The sequence below is a fragment of the Hydrogenophaga sp. 2FB genome, assembly GCF_005503365.1.
Taxonomy (GTDB): Bacteria; Pseudomonadota; Gammaproteobacteria; order Burkholderiales; family Burkholderiaceae_C; genus Hydrogenophaga.
On record NZ_SCML01000049.1, the window covers coordinates 28,912 to 47,175 of the forward strand.

The following is an 18,264-nucleotide window of genomic DNA, read 5'->3' on the forward strand; positions in this document are numbered from 1 at the left end:
GTCGGTCGACCAACGGCCAGATTGTAGGATGATATTGCCCCATGATTTCATGGGATGTTGAAATACACTGGCGCCCAACGAACACGCCCCATCCCATGCCCGCCCGCAAAGATCCCGAACACACGCCCGCCGACAAGAGCAGCGCCGCCAGCGCGTCGGATGCGGTATTCCACGGCATCGTCAGTGGCCTGGAGACGAGCCAGTTCGTGCCCGGGCAGCGCCTGGTGGAAACCGATCTGGCCGCGCAGTTCGGCGTGGGGCGCAACTCGGTGCGCGAGGCGCTGCAACACCTGGCGGCGGATGGGGTCATCGACATCGTGCGGCACAAGGGGGCCGTGGTGCGCTCCCTGACGCTGCAGGAAACGCTGGGCGTGCTCGACGTCGCCGAGCGCATGACCGGTTTGCTGGCGCGCAGCGCGGCGCAGGCCGTCAAGAACGGCGGCCCCGCCAAGGCCTTGCCACCCGCGCTCGAACGCCTGGACAACGCGGCCGCGTCCAGCGCCGAAGATTTCGCGCAGGCACGGCGCCACTTCTACCGCGTGCTGCTCGACCTGAGCGGCAGCCAGGAGCTGCGCCGTTTGCTGCGGGTGATCCACATGCCCATCGTGCACGCGCAGCACCGGCTGGGGTCGTTGCGCGAGATGCGCCTGCGCGACTACGAAGCGATCGGCCGCGCCGTGCTGCAGGGCAATGCGGCGAAGGCCGATGAAGCGGGTGCGGCGCATGTGAGGCACGTGCGCGCGGAGATTCTGAAGAAGGCCGGCGAGGGCCCGTGAGCATTCGGGCCGCCTGCGTCTATCGCCGCACGCGAGCAACAAAGGCACAATGAACAAATGACCACATTTGCCGCATCCCTCAAGAAAGAAATCGCACGCGTGGCCCGCAAAGAGCTGCGCGACGAGTTCTCCACGCTTCGCAAGAGCTCCGCCAACGTCCGAGGCGAGATCGCTGAACTCAAGCGCAAGGTCAAGGCGCTGGAGTCCCACGTCAAGGCGCTGACCCGCGCCGCCCGGCGTGCCGAGCCCGCGCCCAAGGCGCCGGCGGAAAAGCCCCGCGCCAAACCCGGCCGCAAAGTGCTCTTCGGTGCGGCCGAGCTGCTGGCGCTGCGCCAACAGCTGGGCTTCACGCAAGCGCAGATGGCCCGGCTGGTGGGCGCGTCCGCCCTCTCCATCTACAAGTGGGAAAGCGGGCAGGTCACGCCCCGCGCCGCACAACTCGAGAAGCTCCTCGCCGTGCGCAAGATCGGCAAGCGCGAGGCCCACGCGCGCATCGAGGCGTAGGCACTCCGGGGGTCCGCCGCGCGCGCTCGCAGGGCCTGCGCGGCACCAGGCGCCCCTCGGTGTTTGCCCCTATAGGCCGGGCCGTAGCGGTCCTCCAGAATGGGCCGCACAGGTGCGCAGCAACATGGCACGACCGCCTACTGGAAGCGCCTCACCCCCATGCACGACAAGCCCAGCGACACCATTCTGGAAACGCGCCAGCTCACCAAGTCCTTCAAGGGTTTCACCGCCGTCAACGACGTCAACCTGCGCGTGCAGCGGGGCGCGATCCACGCCCTGATCGGACCCAACGGCGCGGGCAAGACGACCTGCTTCAACCTGCTCACCAAGTTCCTCGAACCCACGCAGGGCCAGATTCTCTTCAATGGCCAGGACATCACGCGCGAACAGCCGGCGCAGATCGCGCGCCGCGGCATCATCCGCTCGTTCCAGATCTCGGCGGTGTTCCCCCACCTGAGCGTGCTCGAGAACGTGCGCGTCGGCCTGCAACGCCAGCTGGGCACGGCCTACCACTTCTGGAAGAGCGAGCGCACCCTCAACCGCCTCAACGACCGCGCTCACCACCTGCTGGCCGAAGTCGGCCTGCAGGATTTCGCGCGCGAAACCACGGTCAACCTGCCCTACGGCCGCAAACGCGCGCTGGAGATCGCGACCACCCTGGCCATGGAGCCCGAGCTGATGCTGCTCGACGAGCCTACGCAGGGCATGGGCCACGAGGACGTGGCGCGCGTCACGCAGCTCATCCGGAAGGTCGCGGTGGGCCGCACCATTTTGATGGTCGAACACAACATGGGCGTGGTCTCGGACATCGCGGACACCATCACGGTGCTGCAGCGTGGCGCCGTGCTCGCGGAAGGTTCGTATGCCGAGGTCTCGCGCAATCCCGCCGTGATGGAGGCCTACATGGGCACCACGGACGGCGAACTCGAAGGGGCGCACGGATGACCGCACCGGCGCTGGAACTCAAGAATCTGCAGGCCTGGTACGGTGAGTCGCATGTGCTGCACGGCGTGGACATGGTGGTGCAGCCCGGCGAAGTCGTCACCCTGCTGGGCCGCAACGGGGCGGGCCGCACGTCCACGCTGCGCGCCATTCTCGGCCTGACGGGTTCGCGCAAAGGCTCCATTCAAAGCAACGGGCAGGAACTCATTCACCTGCCCACGCACCGCATCGCGCGCCATGGCATCGGCTATTGCCCCGAAGAGCGCGGCATCTTCGCCAGCCTTTCGTGCGAAGAAAACCTGCTGCTGCCGCCCGCGCTCAAGGGGAACAGCAAGGGCATGTCGGTGGACGAGATCTATGAAATGTTTCCCAACCTCGCCGAGCGCCGCCACAGCCAGGGCACGCGCCTGTCGGGCGGTGAGCAGCAGATGCTGGCCGTGGCCCGCATCCTGCGCACCGGCGCGCACCTGCTGCTGCTCGACGAGATCTCCGAAGGCCTCGCGCCGGTGATCGTGCAAGCCCTGGCCCGCATGATCCGCATGCTCAAGAGCAAGGGCTACACCGTGGTCATGGTGGAGCAGAACTTCCGCTTCGCGGCCCCCTTGGCCGATCGTTTCTATGTCATGGAGCACGGCCGCATGGTCGAGCACTTCGAAGCGTCTGAACTGACCGAGAAGATGCCCGTTCTCCACGAGTTGCTGGGCGTGTGAGCCCTGCCCGGCGCTCGCGCAACCGATCGATCACCGTTCCCTTCAACCGCCAACCCACAGGAGACTGACCGCATGAAACACACCGTCAAACTGCTCACCCTCGCACTCGGCGCCGCGGGCCTGTTCACCACCGCACAGGCGCAAGACAAGGTCCGCATCGGCTTCACCACCGACATGTCCAGCCTGTACTCCGACGTGGACGGCAAGAACGGCGCCATGGCGATCCAGATGGCCATCGACGACTTCGGCGGCAAGGTGCTCGGCAAGCCGATCGAACTGCTGACCGCGGACCACCAGAACAAGGCCGACATCGCGGCCTCCAAAGCGCGCGAATGGATGGACACGCAGGGCCTGGACGTCATGATCGGCGGCACCAACTCCGGCACCGCGCTGGCCACCGCCAAGGTGGCGGAAGAAAAGAAGAAGCTCTACATCGTCAACGGCGCGGGGTCCTCCGCGCTGACCAACGAAGCCTGCTCACCCTACACCGTGCACTACGCCTACGACACCGTGGCCCTGGCCAAAGGCACCGGCAGCGCCATCGTGAAACAGGGCGGCAAGGACTGGTTCTTCCTGACCGCCGACTACGCCTTCGGCCACGCGCTGGAAACCGACACCGCCAACGTCGTGAAGGCGGCCGGGGGCACGGTCAAGGGCGCGGTTCGCGCGCCGCTCAACACCTCGGACTTCTCCTCGTTCCTGCTGCAGGCGCAAAGCTCGGGCGCCAAGATCCTCGGCCTGGCCAACGCGGGTGGCGACACCATTGCCTCGATCAAGGCGGCGAGCGAATTCGGCATCACCAAGACCATGAAGCTGGCCGGCCTGCTGATGTTCGTCACCGACGTGCACAGCCTGGGACTGAAGGACACGCAGGGCATGTACCTGACCGACAGCTGGTATTGGGACAAGGACGATGCCAGCCGCGCCTTCGCCAAGAAGTTCTTCTCCAAGGCCAAGCGCATGCCCACCAGTGTGCAGGCCGCGAACTACTCGGCCACCACCACGTACCTCAAGGCGGTGACCGCGGCCAAGACCACCAACAGCGACCAGGTGATGGCGCAACTCAAGAAGATGCCGATCAGCGACTTCTTCGGCAAGGGCAGCATCCGACCGGACGGCCGCTACGTGCACGACATGTACCTGCTGGAAGTGAAGAAGCCGTCCGAGTCCAAGTCACCGTGGGACTACATGAAGGTCGCCGCCACGCTGCCGGGCGATGCGGTCTTCACGACCAAGGCCGAGTCGAAGTGCAAGCTCTGGAAGTGATCTGACCCGCACACCGCAGGCCGAGGCCTGCGGTGCGCGCGTCCGAACGCCCGCTCCACCCAACCGACGCACCGCCGATGGACTTCTTCGGAATACCCTTGTCCGCCCTGCTGGGCCAGCTGCTGCTGGGCCTGGTGAATGGCTCGTTCTACGCCATCCTGAGCCTGGGCCTGGCGGTCATCTTCGGCCTGCTCAACGTCATCAACTTCGCGCATGGTGCGCTGTTCATGCTCGGCGCGGTGCTGACGTGGATGGGGCTGGAATACCTCGAGTTGAACTACTGGGTCATGCTCGCGCTCGCCCCGCTGGTCGTGGGCGTGGTGGGCATCGTCATCGAACGCCTGTTCCTGCGCTGGATCTACCGGCTGGACCACCTCTACGGCCTGCTGCTCACCTTGGGCCTGACGCTGATGCTCGAAGGCGTGCTGCGCTCGGCCTACGGCGTGTCGGGCCTGCCCTACAGCGCCCCCATTGCGGGCGCCACCAACCTCGGCTTCATGGTCATGCCGAACTACCGCGGCTTCGTGGTGCTGGCCTCGCTGGTGGTGTGTTTCGCGACCTGGTACGTGATCGAAAAAACCAGGCTCGGCGCCTACCTGCGCGCCGGCACGGAGAACCCCCGACTGGTCGAGGCCTTCGGCATCAACGTGCCGCTCATGGTCACGCTCACCTACGGTTTTGGCGTGGCGCTGGCGGGCCTGGCCGGTGTGCTGGCCGCGCCCATCATGCAGGTGTCCCCACTGATGGGGCAGAACCTGATCATCATCGTCTTCGCGGTGGTCGTGATCGGGGGCATGGGCTCCATCCTGGGCACCATCCTCACCGGCCTGGGGCTGGGCATCGTCGAAGGCCTGACCAAGGTGTTCTATCCCGAGGCCTCGTCCACCGTGGTCTTCGTCATCATGGCCATCGTGCTGCTGATCCGCCCCGCCGGGCTGTTTGGCAAGGAAAAGTGAAGCCCGCATGAACAACACTGCCAAGAACATTCTCTACGGCCTGTTGCTGCTGGTGCTGCTGGCCGTGCCCTTCATCGGCCTCTACCCGGTTCTGGTGATGAAGCTGCTGTGCTTCGCGTTGTTCGCGTCGGCCTTCAACCTGCTGCTGGGCTATACCGGCCTGCTCTCGTTCGGCCACGCGGCGTTCCTGGGGGGCTCGGCCTATGCCGCGGGGCATGCGATGAAGGTCTGGGGGGTGCCGCCGGAGCTGGGTCTGGTGCTCGGCACGCTGACGGGCGCGGTGCTGGGCTGGCTGGTGGGCTGGCTGGCGATCCGCCGCCAGGGCATCTACTTCACCATGATCACGCTGGCGCTGGCGCAGATGCTGTTCTTCTTCTGCCTGCAGATGCCGTTCACGGGCGGCGAGGACGGCCTGCAGGGCGTGCCGCGTGGCCGCTTGCTGGGCTTCATCGACCTCGGCGACGACATCACGATGTATTACTTCACGCTGCTGATCGCGGTGGGCTCGTTCCTGCTCATCATGCGCATCGTGCACTCACCGTTCGGCCAGATTCTCAAGGCCATCAAGGAGAACGAGCCCCGCGCGATTTCGCTGGGTTACGACACGCAGCGCTTCAAGCTGCTGGTGTTCGTGTTGTCGGCGGCGCTGTCGGGCCTCGCGGGCTCCCTCAAGACGCTGGCCATGGGCTTTGCCACGCTGACCGATGTGCACTGGACCATGTCCGGCTCGGTGGTGTTGATGACCCTGGTGGGTGGCCTGGGCACGCTCACGGGTCCGCTGGTGGGCGCCACGGTGGTGATCGCGCTGGAGAACAAGCTGGGCGAGATCGGCCATTTCCTGGCGGGCGTGTCCGGCATCGACTGGTTCAACAGCCTGGGCGAGTCGGTGACCATGGTCATCGGCTTCATCTTCGTGGTCTGCGTGCTGGCCTTCCGCCGCGGCATCATGGGCGAAGCCATCGCGCTGATCGGGCGCTGGCGCGGCGGCAAGGCGACGTAGCGGGCCGTCCCGAAACGGCGAAGCCCTTGAAGATCAAGGGCTTCGTCGTTGGGAGATTCGGCCGGGCGCCTGAGCCGACGCAGACTTGTGATCGCGCCGCCCAAAGCGCCCAGGACGATTTACAGTGCGGCGTCCTTGACCTTCTTCAGCGAGCGGACCTTCACGCGCACCGTGGCCGGCTTGGCTGCGAACTCGCGCTCGACCTTGGTGAACGGATCGATGCCGCGACGCTTCTTCTTCGCTGGCACAGCCTGTGCGGTGATCTTGAGCAGACCCGGCAGCGTGAATTCACCCAGGCCCTTCTTGCTCAGGGAGGCCACCATCGTGGCTTCCAGCGCCGACATCACGGCCTTGACGGCCTTGGGTTCGACGCCGGCCACGTTGGCCAGGTGCGCTTGCAGGGTGGTCTTGTTGAAGGCCGTTTTGATCGGCTTGAGTGGCGCGAGAGATGTGGCCGGTTTCTTGGCAGGAGCGGCCTTTGGGGCGGCGGCTACCGCCTTTTTCGCAGTGGGAGTTGCCTTTTTTGCGGCAGTGGGTTTCTTTGCAGTCGCCATGGCTGGAGATTTCTTTCGAGTGATGTAAAGCGCAAACCGCGCTGCGTGATTGTAGAAACCCCTGACCACGGCCCGGCGATCAACCGCATGAGTGCCCTGTTGTGCAACCGTCAGGGCCCCTTCAGAGCGCGTCCTTCCGGTCAGAAACCTTGGGACGGGAAGGTCGGCAACGGCCCGAAACGTGGCGCCACGGCGGGCCGGATGTCGCTCTTCGTCACTTCGCGGAAGATGCCACGCGCCGCGTTGTGCGGATGCGCGGCGGCTTCGGCGATCGTCAACACCGGCGCGAAGCACACGTCGGTACCCTCGAGCAACTCGCACCACTGGGCCCGCGTGCGCGTGCGGAAACAGTCGGCGAAGCGGGCCTTCAAGGCCGGCCAGTCCGCGCGCTCGTTCTGGCGCGCCGGGTCCACATCCGCCATGCCCAGCTTGTCCAGCAGCAGCTGGTAGAACTGCGGCTCCATCGCGGCGATCGAAACATACTTGCCGTCGGCGCAGGCGTAGGTGTCGTAGTAAGGCGAATCGTGGAAGGCGCTGGGCTGCGGCCCGTCGAGGTTGCCGCGCGCGCGCACCCACTGGGCCAGCATGCCCAGCATGGACACCACGTCGACGATGGCGGCATCGACCACGCGACCGCGTCCCGTGGACCGCGCCTCCAGCAGCGCGCAGGCAATGCCGAAGGCCAGGCCGAGCGCGCCGCTGGCGTCCCCCATCACCGTGGGCGGGACCATGGGCGCTTCGCCGTTGCGCGCCGCGAGCGACAGCAGGCCGGTCAGCGCGACGTAGTTGAGATCGTGCCCGGCCGCCTGCGCCAGCGGGCCTTCCTGCCCCCAGCCGGTCATGCGCCCGTACACCAGTTTTCGGTTGCGCGCCAGGCAGATCTCGGGCCCCAGGCCCAGGCGTTCCATGACGCCGGGGCGGTTGCCTTCGATCAGCACGTCGGCCTTCGTCACCCACTCCAGCGCCTGCGCCACACCGTCGCGGGTCTTCAGATCGACCACGATCACCTGCTTGCCTTCGCGCAGCGGGTTGTCGATGCTCGCGCCAAGATTCAACGCGGGCTTGCCCGGACGCACCAGGGCCGTGACCTCCGCGCCCATGCCGGCCAGGATGCGACCCGCCACGGGCCCGGGGCCGATGGCTTCGAACTCGACGATGCGCACACCGCGCAATGGCAACTGCTGGTCCATGCTCAGATCCCCGTCAGGCCGCCGGTGCACATCAGCGTCTGGCCGCTGACGTAATCGGACTCGGGGATGCACAACATGTAGACCGAACCCGCGGCCTCTTCCGGCGTGCCGCCGTGGCCCAGGGGGATGGAGCGCTCGAGCGCGGCCATCAGGTCGGGGTTGACGCCGACCTTGATCTCGCGGCCTTCGATGTTGGCGGTGGCGCCGTCGGTGGTGACGGCCGTCAGGCGCGTCTTGATGAAACCGAAGGCCACGCAGTTGACCGTGACGTTCATGCGGCCCCACTCCTTGGCCAGTGTCATGGTCATGCCGGTGATGCCGGCCTTGGCGGCCGAGTAGTTGGCTTGTCCAGAATTGCCGAACAGGCCGGCAACGGACGACACGTTGACCACCTTGCGGACCACGCGGCGGCCCGCGTCGGCATCGGCTTTGGCCAGGTTGCGGATCACCGGTTGGGCGGCGCGCAGGATGCGGAACGGCGCCGTGAGGTGGCAGTCCATCATCGCGTACCACTGCTCGTCGGTCATCTTCTGGATCACGTTGTCCCAGGTGTAGCCGGCGTTGTTGACGATGATGTCGAGGCTCTTGTAGGTGTTCACGGCGGTGCCGACAAAGCGGTCCGCGAAATCGGGCGCGGTGACACTGCCCACGCAGGCGACGGCGTCGCCACCGGCCGCGCGGATCTCGGCCACCACGTCTTCGGCCGGGGCTGCGTCGAGATCGTTCACGACCACGCGCGCGCCTTCGGACGCGAGCTTGAGTGCAATGGCACGGCCGATGCCGCGGCCGGAACCGGAAACGAGGGCGACTTTGCCGTCGAGTTTGGAAGCCATGGATGTGTTCTCCAGAAACAGGGGAAAAAGGAATTCAGGGACGGGCCGTCACACGCGCTCGTACAGCGTCACGACGCAGGCGCCGCCCAGGCCGAGGTTGTGCTGCAGCGCAAGCCGCGCGCCTTTGACCTGGCGTTGATCGGCCGTGCCGCGCAGCTGTTGCACCAGCTCCGTGCACTGCGCCAAACCGGTGGCGCCGAGCGGGTGGCCCTTGGACAGCAGGCCACCCGAGGGGTTGGTGACGACCTTGCCGCCGTAGGTGTTGTCGCCATCGCAGACAAACTTCTCCGCACCGCCTTCGGGGCACAGGCCGAGCGCCTCGTAGCTGATGAGCTCGTTGTGCGCGAAGCAGTCGTGCAGTTCGACCACGTCGATGTCCTGCGGGCCCACGCCCGCGGCTTCGTACACCTTCTTCGCCGCGGCCTTGGCCATGCTGAAGCCGACCACCTCGCGCATGTCGCCGGCGCCGAAGGTGGCGGGTCCGTCCGTCGTCATGGCCTGCGCGGCGATGCGCACGCGGTGGTCCAGGCCATGGCGCCTGGCGAAGGCCTCCGAGCAGATGATGGCGGCGGCCGCGCCGCAGGTGGGTGGGCAGGCCATGAGGCGCGTCATCACGCCGGGCCACATCACCGGCGCGTTCATCACCTCCTCTTCGGTCACGATGCTGCGGAACAGCGCGAGCGGGTTGTTCGCGGCGTGGCGGCTGGCCTTGGCGCGGATCTTCGCGAAGGTGGACAGCCGCGTGCCGTACTGCTCCATGTGCGCCAGGCCCGCGCCGCCGAAGTAGCGCAGGGCCAGCGGGATTTCGCCATGGCCGACGAGCGCCTCGGTCGCCTCGTCGAAGCGGTCGAACGGGCTCGGCCGGTCCTTGAACACCGCGCCGAGCGCGCCCGGGTTCATGTGCTCGAAGCCCAGCGCCAGCACGCAGTCGGCCGCGCCCGAGGCCACGGCCTGGCGCGCGAGAAACAGCGCGGTCGAACCGGTGGAGCAGTTGTTGTTGACGTTGACGATCGGGATGCCGCTCATGCCGACTTCGTATAGCGCGCGCTGGCCCGCCGTGGAGTCGCCGTAGACGTAGCCGACGTAGGCCTGTTCGACCTTGTCGTAATCGATGCCGGCATCGGCCAGCGCGAGCGCCGTGGCCTTGGCGGCCATCTGGAAATAGGGTTCGTGCTTGCCGGGCTTGGCAAACGGGATCATGCCGACCCCACTGACGACAACGGGGGTGCTCATGGAAGGCTCCTGGTGGGTGCATCGGTCCGTCGGACCGGGAAGTTGGGGGTTCGTTTTTCGACGAAGGCGCTCACGCCTTCGCGGCCTTGTTCGGAGCGCGCGCAACGCAGCAGGGCGTCACGCTCGAGGTCGAGGTGGGTGTGCAGGTCGTGGTCCTGCGCGCTGTCGCACAGCTGCTTGATGCCGCCGAGCGCACCGGTCGCGCCGCGCGCGAGCTGCACCGCCAGCGCGCGCGCCGCCGGCAGCAGCGCGTCGGCCGCATGGATCTCGTCGACGATGCCCCACGCCAGGCATTGTTCGGCCGACAGCGTGCGGTTGGTCATGAGGATGTTCTTGGCGCGCGCCGATCCCGCGCGCCGCGCGAGGTGGTAGGACGCGCCGAGGTCCGGGCTGAGCCCGATCGCCGAGTAACCGCCGCGCAGCTTCATCGCCGGCGAGGCCAGCACGAGGTCCGCGCACAACGCCATGGCAATGCCGGCGCCCCCGATCGGCCCCTGCACCGCGCTGACCACGGGCAGCGGCAGCGTGGCCAGCTTGTGCATGGCCGGGTGCAGCACGTCGAGCATGGCCGTGACCAGGGCATCGAGGTCGTCTCGCCGTTCGACGAACTCGTTGATGTCGCCGCCGGCGCAGAACTGCTTGCCGTTGGCCGACAGCAGGATCGCACCCACCTGGGCGCGCGACGCCTGCTCGACCACTTCGCCGATCGCGTGTGCGCAGGCGGTGTTCAGTGCGTTGGCGGCATCGGGTCGGTTGAGCACGATGTGGCCGACACCGTCTTCGACCGACCACTGGACCAGGGGTTGCGCAGGCATGGCCTTGCCTTTCGATTCGTGTGGCACCACGGCGGCGGCGGCGCTCATTCGACCGTCAGCCCATGTTTGCGGATCACCTCGCCCCACCGGGCCGACTCGGCGTTCAACCAGGGGCCGAGCTCGGTCGGCTTGCCGCCGTCCGCGGCCTCGAAATACACGCGCTCGAACTTGGCGCGCACGGTCGGCGACTGCAGCGCGCGGCGCACCTCGGCGTTGAGGCGGTCGACGATGGGCTGGGGCGTGCCCGCCGGGGCCATCAGCACCATGAACGGCACGCTCTCGATGCCGGGCCAGCCGAGCTCGGCGATGCTGGGCACGTTCGGCATCAGCTTGCTGCGCTGCTGGGCCAGCACCGCGAGCGGGCGCACCTTGCCGGCGGCCAGGTGCGGTGCCACGGGTTGCGCGACCTCGAAGTGGATCGAGTAGACGCCGCCGAGGAAGTCGGTCATCGCCTGCGCCGAGCCCTTGTAGCTCAGGTGCGTGAGCTTCGCGCCCGCGCGTTCGAAGAACACCAGGCTGCCCAGGTGGGCCAGCGTCGCGGGCGCCGAGGACGAGTAGTTGTACACCCCGGGCTTGGCGCGCACCAGCGTCAACAGCTCGGGCAGCGTGCGCACGGGGAAGTTGTCGGCCACCCAGATGAACACCGGTGTGGTGCCCAGCATCGCCACCGTCGTGAGGTCCTTGCGCGGATCGAACCGGAGCTGCTTGTAGAGATGGGAGGCGGTGGCCGTGGTCGCCGTGCCCACGAGCAAGGTGTAGCCATCCGGCGCGGCCTGCGCCACCGCGCCGTAGCCGATGGTGCCGCCGGCACCGGCGCGGTTGTCCACCACCAGGGGTTGCCCGAGCGAGCTGCCGAGTTCCTGGGCCACGGCGCGCGCCACGGCGTCGGTGGGCCCACCCGCCGGGAACGGCACGACCAGCGTGATCGGCCGGCTGGGCCAGTCGGCCGCGTGCGCCGGCGCCGGCGCCATGAAGGCGAGCACGGCGGCGACGGTGGCGAGACCGATGCGCGCGGATGGGCGCAACAGGGCGAAGTTCAGAGCGAAGTTCATGGTGTCTCCTGTGCCAGGTTGTGGGTCAGATCGTTCGCCGCATCGCGGTCCCAGTCAAAGCGCATGGGCTCGCGCCGCACGAAACGGTTCACCGCCTCGGCGTGGTCGTCTTCCGCCAGGCAGATCGCCTGCGCGGCCGCTTCCAGCTCGGCCAGCGTGGCCGCATCGAGTTCGAAGGCGCGGTTCGTCAGGCGCTTGGTCAGGCCGAGCGCGACGCGCGGCGCGGCCAGGAAGCGCCGCGCCATGGCCAAGGCTTCGGGCAGCAGCACTTCGGGTGCGTGCAGCGCATGCACGATGCCGAGCCGTTCGGCCTCGTCCGCCTCGACACGCCGCCCCGTCATGAGCAGTTCCTTGGCCTTGTTCATGCCGATGGCGCGCGGCAGCAGATGGATCGCGCCCATGTCGGGCACCGCGCCGATGCGCAGGAACACCATGCAGAACGAGGCGCGTGGCGTGGCCAGCACAAAATCGGCGCACAGCGCGATGGCGAAGCCACCGCCCCAGGCCGCACCGTCGACGGCCGCGATGACCGGTATCTCCAGCTCGCGCAGGCGCTGCAGCCAGCCGTGCAGATCAAGCAGGCGCTGGCGCGTGGCCGCTGGCGTGGTCGTCTGCGGATCGGTGAGGCGCGCTTGCATCAGCTTCACGTCGCCGCCGGCGCAGAAGGCGCCGCCACTGCCGGTGAGCACCAGCGCGCGCACCTGCCCATGGGCCTGCACATGGTTCACCATCTCGGCGTAATCGGCGCGCAGCGCCATCGTGAGCGGGTTGCGGGCTTCGCCGCGCAGGTGTTCGAAGACGGCCACGCCGTCGCCGCCAATGGTCAGGCGCGATTCGCGCAGGTCCAGGCGCTCCATCAGATCACCTTCTGCGCGCGCAGGTGCTCGCACTGCTCGGGTGTCAGGCCGAGCCAGTCGCCATAGACCTCGTCGTTGTCCTGGCCGACGTCGCCACCCGTGCTGTAGACCGAGCCCGGGTCGTGGTGGAAGCGCGGCACCACGTCCTGGATCGGTACCGTGCCGAAATCGCGGTCGGGCACCTGGCGCAGAAAGCCGCGCGCCTGCACCTGTGGGTCTTCGACGATCTGGCGCGCCGAGTAGATCGGCGACAGCGTGCCTTCGTGGCGCTCGAAGCGCTCCAGCACATCGTCCAGGTCGTGTTCGGCGAACCAGTGCCGGAACAGTTCGTTGAGTTCGGTCGTGTGCGCGCAGCGGTTGCTGTTGCTGGCGTAGCGCGGGTCGGTGATGAGGTCGGCGCGGTCGATCGCGCGGCAGTTGGCGGCGAACAGCACGTTGGTGCTGCCGGACAGGGAGATCCACTGCCCGTCGCGCGTTGCGAAAACGCCGGTGGGCGCCGAGTACTGGCTCTCGTTGCCCGAGCGTCCGTGCGACTCACCGAGCAGCGCCTGCTTGATGGGCAGGAACTCCATGAGCTTGAGCATGGCCTCGGTCAAGGACAAATCAATCTCTTCGCCCGGGGCTTCGGGGTCGCGCGCGCGCTTCCACAGCGCGGTCATCACACCCAGCGCGCCGAACAGGCCGCCAATCGAATCGCCGATGGGATAACCCGCGTGCATGGGCTCGCCCTTGGCGTCCCCAGTGATGTAGGTCAGGCCACCCATGGCCTCGAAGATGCGCGTGAAGCCGGGGCGGTCGCGGTACGGGCCGGTCTGGCCGAAGGCCGTTGCGCGCAGGATCACCAGGCGCGGCTGCAGCGACCACAGCGTGTCGCGGTCCAGGCCCCACTTGTCGAGCGTGCCCGGGCGGAAGTTCTCGATCAGCACGTCGAAGCTCGGCAGCATCTGCTTCAACAGCGCCAGGCCCTCGGGCTTGCGCAGGTCGAGCGAGATCAGCTTCTTGTTGCGGTTGGTGACCTTCCACCACAGCGGCTTGCCGTCCTTGAAGGGTGGGAAGCTGCGGCAGCTGTCACCGCTGCCGGGCAGTTCGACCTTGAGCACCTCGGCGCCGTAGTCCGCCAGCAGCGCGGCGGCCGAGGGCGCGGCCACGATCGTGGCGATGTCGAGCACGCGCAGGCCAGCCAATGGCCCCTGCCCGCGTCCCTTGGGAACATCGAAGCTCATGCGGCGCTCCGGCCCGCGGCGATGAAGCGGCCGAGCTGCTGCGTCGCATCGCCGAGCAGGGTGTCGTTGGCCACCAGGCGCTTGGCGTAGTGGCTGATCGCGGTTTCGTCCTGCAGACCAACCGCGCCGTGCAACTGCAGGCAGTCCAGCGCGATGGCGCGGCCCGCGCGGCCCGCCATCCACTTGGCGGCCGCGATGCGCTGCGCGCGCTCGACCGGCGAGGCCGAGGTCCAGCCCACCACCGCTTCGCGCACCAGCGTGCGGGTGTGGACCCACAGGCGGAAATGCTCGACCACGCGGTGCTGCAAGGCTTGGTACTCGGACAGGCTGCGGCCGAACTGTTTGCGCGTGCGCATGTAGTCGACGGTCAGCGCCAGCGCGCGCCGCATGGCGCCCACGCTCTCGGCGCTCAGGGCCACCGTGGCGAACGCCAGCGCCTCCTCCACCATCTCGCCCGCGCGCTCGGGGCCGGCCAGCTTGGCCTCTTCGGGCAATACCAGATCGTTGAACTGCAGGTCCGCCGCGCCGCGGCCGTCGTGCAGGTGGTAGCGCCGCGCACCGATGCCGGGTTGGTTGGCCGCGCACTCGAACAGCGCAAGCCCGCCGCCGTCGAGCCGCGCGCTGACGATCAGTCGCTCGGCCACGTCCGCGCCGAGCACGAGGCGCTTGTGGCCGCTCAGGCGCCAGCCGTCGCCCTGGCGGTACGCCGTGACGCCCACGGGCGCATCGGCGCTCTGGCCACCGTGCGCGAAGGCCACGCGTGCGCCCTGTGCCATCAGCGCTTCCAGGCCGGCGCTGCGCCCGGCGTAGTCGCTGGCGTGCAGCAACAACTGGGTCGGCAACACCGAGGTCCAGAGCACCGGCTCGACCACGAGCGCTTCGCCCAACGCTTCCATCACGGGCACGAGATCGCCCAAGGCGCCACCAAAGCCGCCGTCGCGCTCGGGCACCAGCAGACCGGTCAGGCCCAGGTCCACCAGCGCTTGCCACAGGCCGGCGTCGAAGCTGCCTTCGTCGGCGATCACGGCGCGGCGGCGGTCGAAGTCGTAGCGGTCGGCGAGCAACCGGCGCAAGGCGCTGTCCAGCATCGCCTGCTGGTCGTCGAGCCCGGCCGCGATCGGCATTTCCAGTTCGGTCTGGCCGCCAAAGATGGCTTTTGAAATGATGCCGCGCTGCACCTCGGATGTGCCGCCGCCCAGCGTGATGCCGCGGTAGCGCCACACGTGCAGCGGCAGGTTGTTGACGTGGTTGTCCACCAGCGGTTGCGCCGACGGCGTGCCCAGGATGGCTTCGGGATCGAACGGCATGGCATCCTGCCCGACGATGTCGAGCTGCAGCTGGTGCAGGTTCTGCAGCACCTCGTTGCCCTGGATCTTGAGCAGCGACGCCTCCAGCATCGGCTCGGCGCCGTCCTGCACCGCGCGCACGGTCGGCCACCAGCCGCCTTCGAGCGCGCGCGCCTGGATGTCGAGCTCGGCCAGTCGGCGCGCGTAGACATCTTGCGTGAGCAGCGAGGCACCGTCCGGACCACGGCCTTGCGCGAGCTCGACGGTCTCGGCCAGCGCGGCCTTCGCTTCGGCGACGCGCGCCACGAACAGCCGCTCGGTCACGAGCAGGCCCTTGGCCACCGACCAGCCCGCGTGCTCCGCGCCGATCAGGTTGGCCACCGGCACCCGCACCTCGTCGAAGAACATCTGCACATGGAAGATCGAGCCGTTCATGAAGCGGATCGGCCGGACCGACACGCCTGGCGACGTCAGGTCGATCAGCAGCACCGAGATGCCGTCCTGCTTGCGCTGTGCGCCGGTGTCGCTGCGCACCAGCACCAGCGCCCAGTTGGCCCAGTGGCCATAGCTCTGCCAGATCTTGGTGCCGCTCACGACGAAGTGGTCGCCCTCGCGCCGCGCGACGGTGCGCAGCGAGGCCAGGTCGGAGCCCGCGTCGGGCTCGGAGTAACACTGGGCCCAGTAGTCCTCGAACGACAGCATGCGCGGCAGGTAGTGCGCGCATTGCTCGGGCGTGCCGTGGCGCATGAGGGTCGGGCCGATGGTGTCGATGCCCAGGTTCTCGAACTGGGGCGCGTCGCAGGCCGCGATTTCCTCGCGGAACACCGCCTGCTGCAGCAACGACCAGCCGGTGCCGCCGTGTTCGGCCGGCCAGCCCGGCGCGGCCCAGCCGCGCGCATGCAGGATGCGCTGCCAGCGCATGGCCTGCTCGCGCGTGACGAGACAGTGCGCGCGCACGGCGGCCTGGATGTCCAGGGGAATGGCCTGCTGCAAAAAGGCCCTGACCTCGGCGCGGAAGGCGGCGAGGTCGGCGGAAGAAGAGGATTGCGACATGGTGGGCTCGATGAAAAAGAGGCGTCAGCTGGGAACTGCCGGACGGTCCCAGTCGTAAGCACTGGGCTGGCCCTGGGAGAAACGCGCGGCGGCCGTGGCGTGGTACGGCGTGTGCATGGCGATGCCTTGCGCATAGGCCTCGAGGGAACACATCGTGGCGTAGTCGGTCTCGAAGGTTTTGTTGAGCAGGTTCTTGGTCATGGCGGCGGCTTCGCGCGGCCCGTCGCAGAGCTTGCGCGCGAAGGCATGCGCCTGCGCCAGCAGCACCTCGGGTGCGTGCACCGCGTGCACGAAGCCGAGCGCCTGGCCTTCGGCCGCGTCGATGCGCCGCGCGGTCAGCATCACGTCCTTGGCGCGGGCCAGGCCGATGAGGCGCGGCAGGGTGTACAGCGCGCCGTAGTCGGGCACCGCGCCCATGCGCGCGAAGGACATGCAGAAGGCCGCGCGCGTGGATGCGATCACGAAGTCGGCCTGCAGCGCCAGGCCGAAGCCCGCGCCGTAGGCCGCCCCGTCCACGGAAGCGATGACCGGCATGTCGAGTTCGCGCAGCGGCGTGAGCCAGCGGTGCGAATCCTGCAACCGGCGGCGCACCGCATCGGGCGAGTTGAGTTCGGGGTCCGGGTTCTGCAGGCGTTCGTTCATGCCCTTGACGTCGCCGCCGGCGCAGAAGCTGCCGCCCGAGCCGGTGATGATCAACACGCGCACGTCGCGGCGGCGGGACACGTGGTCCAGCATCCGTTCGTAGTCGTCGCGCAGCACCATCGACATCGCGTTGCGCGACTGCGGGCGCTGGTGCGAGAACTCGGCCACGGGGCCGTCGATGCGCAGGGCGGCTTCTTGAAATTCGATCAATGGGGCGGTCATGGCGGTGGGCTCCCGGGTCAGTCCTTGAAGGACACGTTCATCTCGCGGGCCAGCCGGCCGATCTGGTTGCGCTGCTGCTCGAACTGGGCAAGCGCCGCGGCGCTGGTGCCGCCTTCGGCCTCGATCCCCGCCACGCGCAGTGAGGCCAGCACCTCGGGGTTCTTGAGAATCTCGTTGACGTGGCGGTTGAGCGTGGCCACCAGCGGCGCCGGTGTGCCGGGCGGCGCCACGAGCATGAACCAGGGCGTGACGCCTTCGATGTCGCGCGTGAGGCCTTGCTCGCCGCTGGTCGGCACGTCGGGCGTGAGCGCCGAACGGCGGGGTTCGGTGACGGCCAGCAGCCGGATGTTGCCGCGCTCGACCAGGGGCCGCACGGCCGCGTAGTCCAGCATCGCGAAGTCCACTTCGCCGGTGGCGACCGCGACGGCCGTCGGCGCGTTGCCTTTGTAGGGCACGCCAGTGGCCTGGACCCCCATGGAGCGCACCAGCGCCAGCGCCGCCAGGTGCGGGTTGCTGCCGTTGCCGCCCTGGCCGAAGCTCAGCTTGCCGCTGTTGGCCTTGGCGTAGGCGACGAATTCCTGCGCGTTCTTCGCCGGCAGGTTGGCGCGCACCGCCAGGAACGAGGGCGCGCGGGCCAGCGCCGCGACCGGCACGAAGTCCTTGCCGGGCGCGAAGGCAAAGTCCGGGAACATCAGCGGAAAACTGGTGGCGACCGCGTTCGCGATGCCCAGCGTGTAGCCGTCGGGCGCCGCCTTGGTCACCATCTCCATGCCGATGCGCGTGGCCGCACCGGGTTTGTTCTCGACGATGAACTGGCCGCCCATGCGCTCCTGCAGCTTCTGCGCGAGCAAACGCGCCAGGGTATCGGTGCTGGCGCCGGCCTGCAGGCCCACCACCAGGCGCACCGGGCGCTCGGGGTACTGGGCCTGCGCCGACAGCGCGAGGGCGCCACCGGCGAGGCAGAGGGCGGCGGCGCGAACGCCGCGCGATGTCAGGCGCTTGAGCGCCGATGCAAAGGGAATAGGCATGGCGATGTCTCCAGGTTGGGCCCGCTTGGGCCGTCCGGTCTCGCACGATGCGAGCCGGCTCTGGAAGAAATCATCGCCGCCCGGGAGGCATTGCGCCCCACCCCTGACGGGCGGGGGTGGGT

At 68.2% G+C, this 18,264-nt stretch carries 18 protein-coding genes; 7 read left to right on the forward strand and 11 right to left on the reverse strand.

Annotated features, from left to right (window positions below):
• Window positions 1–95: 95 nt before the first annotated feature.
• The 7 genes from FFS09_RS23370 (at window position 96) to FFS09_RS23400 (ending at window position 6,154) form a co-directional block, all read left to right on the forward strand.
• Complete coding sequence (locus tag FFS09_RS23370; RefSeq protein WP_137921341.1) at window positions 96–776, forward strand: GntR family transcriptional regulator; 681 nt, start codon at window positions 96–98, stop codon at window positions 774–776.
• Between the two features lie 57 nt (window positions 777–833).
• On the forward strand, window positions 834–1,280 hold the full coding sequence (locus tag FFS09_RS23375) for a helix-turn-helix domain-containing protein (protein ID WP_137921342.1): 447 nt from the start codon (window positions 834–836) through the stop codon (window positions 1,278–1,280).
• 159 nt (window positions 1,281–1,439) lie between these two features.
• Window positions 1,440–2,225 carry an ABC transporter ATP-binding protein gene (locus tag FFS09_RS23380; RefSeq protein ID WP_137921358.1) on the forward strand — a complete coding sequence of 262 codons (786 nt, stop codon included), beginning with the start codon at window positions 1,440–1,442 and terminating at the stop codon, window positions 2,223–2,225.
• Entirely contained in the window at window positions 2,222–2,932 is a 711-nt protein-coding gene (locus tag FFS09_RS23385; protein WP_137921343.1) for an ABC transporter ATP-binding protein, read from the forward strand. Before FFS09_RS23380 ends, FFS09_RS23385 begins: the two co-directional genes overlap by 4 nt.
• A 72-nt stretch (window positions 2,933–3,004) precedes the next feature.
• Complete coding sequence (locus FFS09_RS23390) at window positions 3,005–4,198, forward strand: ABC transporter substrate-binding protein (protein ID WP_137921344.1); 1,194 nt, start codon at window positions 3,005–3,007, stop codon at window positions 4,196–4,198.
• A 77-nt stretch (window positions 4,199–4,275) separates the two neighbouring features.
• Window positions 4,276–5,154, forward strand: a complete 879-nt coding sequence (locus tag FFS09_RS23395) for a branched-chain amino acid ABC transporter permease (protein WP_137921345.1) — start codon at window positions 4,276–4,278, stop codon at window positions 5,152–5,154.
• A gap of 7 nt (window positions 5,155–5,161) precedes the next feature.
• The gene (locus FFS09_RS23400; protein WP_137921346.1) at window positions 5,162–6,154 is read left to right on the forward strand and encodes a branched-chain amino acid ABC transporter permease; all 993 of its coding nucleotides are present in this window, start codon (window positions 5,162–5,164) and stop codon (window positions 6,152–6,154) included.
• A gap of 119 nt (window positions 6,155–6,273) precedes the next feature.
• Here FFS09_RS23400 and FFS09_RS23405 read toward each other — a convergent pair whose 3' ends face one another.
• The 11 genes from FFS09_RS23405 to FFS09_RS23455 form a co-directional block, all read right to left on the reverse strand.
• Complete coding sequence (locus FFS09_RS23405) at window positions 6,274–6,708, reverse strand: HU family DNA-binding protein (protein ID WP_137921347.1); 435 nt, start codon at window positions 6,706–6,708, stop codon at window positions 6,274–6,276.
• A gap of 140 nt (window positions 6,709–6,848) precedes the next feature.
• Window positions 6,849–7,898: a CaiB/BaiF CoA transferase family protein gene (locus FFS09_RS23410; protein ID WP_137921348.1), complete on the reverse strand. Its 1,050-nt coding sequence runs from the start codon at window positions 7,896–7,898 to the stop codon at window positions 6,849–6,851.
• A 2-nt stretch (window positions 7,899–7,900) separates the two neighbouring features.
• Window positions 7,901–8,731, reverse strand: a complete 831-nt coding sequence (locus tag FFS09_RS23415) for an SDR family NAD(P)-dependent oxidoreductase (protein ID WP_137921349.1) — start codon at window positions 8,729–8,731, stop codon at window positions 7,901–7,903.
• 48 nt (window positions 8,732–8,779) lie between these two features.
• Window positions 8,780–9,964: a lipid-transfer protein gene (locus tag FFS09_RS23420; RefSeq protein WP_137921350.1), complete on the reverse strand. Its 1,185-nt coding sequence runs from the start codon at window positions 9,962–9,964 to the stop codon at window positions 8,780–8,782.
• Window positions 9,961–10,827, reverse strand: coding sequence for an enoyl-CoA hydratase/isomerase family protein (locus tag FFS09_RS23425; protein ID WP_354595895.1), 867 nt, complete (start codon window positions 10,825–10,827; stop codon window positions 9,961–9,963). Before FFS09_RS23425 ends, FFS09_RS23420 begins: the two co-directional genes overlap by 4 nt.
• Window positions 10,824–11,831, reverse strand: a complete 1,008-nt coding sequence (locus tag FFS09_RS23430) for a Bug family tripartite tricarboxylate transporter substrate binding protein (protein ID WP_137921351.1) — start codon at window positions 11,829–11,831, stop codon at window positions 10,824–10,826. The genes FFS09_RS23425 and FFS09_RS23430 overlap by 4 nt, the downstream gene beginning before the upstream one ends.
• Window positions 11,828–12,688, reverse strand: a complete 861-nt coding sequence (locus FFS09_RS23435; RefSeq protein ID WP_137921352.1) for an enoyl-CoA hydratase/isomerase family protein — start codon at window positions 12,686–12,688, stop codon at window positions 11,828–11,830. The genes FFS09_RS23430 and FFS09_RS23435 overlap by 4 nt, the downstream gene beginning before the upstream one ends.
• Window positions 12,688–13,911, reverse strand: coding sequence for a CaiB/BaiF CoA transferase family protein (locus tag FFS09_RS23440; protein ID WP_137921353.1), 1,224 nt, complete (start codon window positions 13,909–13,911; stop codon window positions 12,688–12,690). The genes FFS09_RS23435 and FFS09_RS23440 overlap by 1 nt, the downstream gene beginning before the upstream one ends.
• Window positions 13,908–16,250: an acyl-CoA dehydrogenase family protein gene (locus FFS09_RS23445; protein ID WP_137921354.1), complete on the reverse strand. Its 2,343-nt coding sequence runs from the start codon at window positions 16,248–16,250 to the stop codon at window positions 13,908–13,910. Before FFS09_RS23445 ends, FFS09_RS23440 begins: the two co-directional genes overlap by 4 nt.
• Before the next feature lie 24 nt (window positions 16,251–16,274).
• Window positions 16,275–17,114: an enoyl-CoA hydratase/isomerase family protein gene (locus FFS09_RS23450; protein WP_137921355.1), complete on the reverse strand. Its 840-nt coding sequence runs from the start codon at window positions 17,112–17,114 to the stop codon at window positions 16,275–16,277.
• A 17-nt stretch (window positions 17,115–17,131) separates the two neighbouring features.
• On the reverse strand, window positions 17,132–18,142 hold the full coding sequence (locus tag FFS09_RS23455) for a Bug family tripartite tricarboxylate transporter substrate binding protein (RefSeq protein ID WP_137921356.1): 1,011 nt from the start codon (window positions 18,140–18,142) through the stop codon (window positions 17,132–17,134).
• Window positions 18,143–18,264: the final 122 nt, after the last annotated feature.